Genomic DNA, 979 nt, shown 5'->3' on the forward strand with positions numbered 1-979 from the left:
ATCATTGGCATCAGCGGCTTGGTGTTTTCCGATTTTAGGCACCTTCATTGTGATGTCGATCATGGGCATCGATCTGCACCGCATCTCGCTGGGTGCATTGATCATCGCGATGGGGATGATGGTCGACAACGCGATCGTGGTGACCGATGGCATCATGGTGCGAATCGCTCAAGGCATGGATCGTAAGAAGGCGGCGATTGAAGCCGCCGGCGGTCCCGCGATTCCACTGCTGGCCGCAACCGTTGTCGCCTTTATGGCGTTCTTTCCAATTTTCGCCTCGTCTTACGACACCGGAGAATATGCCGGCAGCCTGTTCACGGTGGTGGCGATTTCGCTGCTGCTCAGCTGGGTGTTTTGTCAAACCATCGCACCGCTGCTGTGCATGGCGATGTTACCCGATCCCAAAGAAGGGCAGGTGGACATCGATCCCTATCAAGGCAAACTCTATCAGAAATTCCGCAAACTGCTGGGCTTCACGATCCGTTATCGGCTGCTGTTTTTGGGCAGCATGATCGGACTGTTGGTCGTTTCGCTGATCGGCTTTCGCTGGGTGCCGCAATTGTATTTCCCGGACTCCAGTCGCTTGCAGGTGATGATCGACTATTGGGCTCCGGAAGGAACACGCATCCAGCAGACCGATGCCAATTTGCAGCGGATCGAGCAGTACGTTGCCGAACACGATGCCACCACATCGGTCAGCACGTTCATCGGCAAAGGCCCGCCCCGTTTTTATCTGCCGGTTAGCGCCGAAGACCCGTACACTTCGTACGGCCAATTGATTGTCAACACGAAGTCACTTGACGGAGTGAATCAACTGGTTGCGGATGCGGACGCCTGGGTCAAAGAGAATGTGCCCGAGGCGATGGTGCGGGTTCGCAAGTATGCCGTGGGGGCGTTCGATGATTGGAAAATCGAAGCTCGTTTTAGCGGACCGGCCAACGCCGATCCCGATACGCTGCGGAGTTTGGCCGAACAAGGC

1 protein-coding gene is annotated in these 979 nt (G+C 56.0%); it reads left to right on the forward strand.

Annotation, left to right across the window (positions count from 1 at the left end; genetic code table 11):
• Positions 1-52: 52 nt before the first annotated feature.
• A partial coding sequence (locus RMSM_RS16830; RefSeq protein WP_236622176.1) for an efflux RND transporter permease subunit occupies positions 53-979 on the forward strand: 927 nt, incomplete at its 3' end.

Origin of the sequence: Rhodopirellula maiorica SM1, from assembly GCF_000346295.1 — a bacterium.
Lineage (GTDB): Bacteria > Planctomycetota > Planctomycetia > Pirellulales > Pirellulaceae > Novipirellula > Novipirellula maiorica.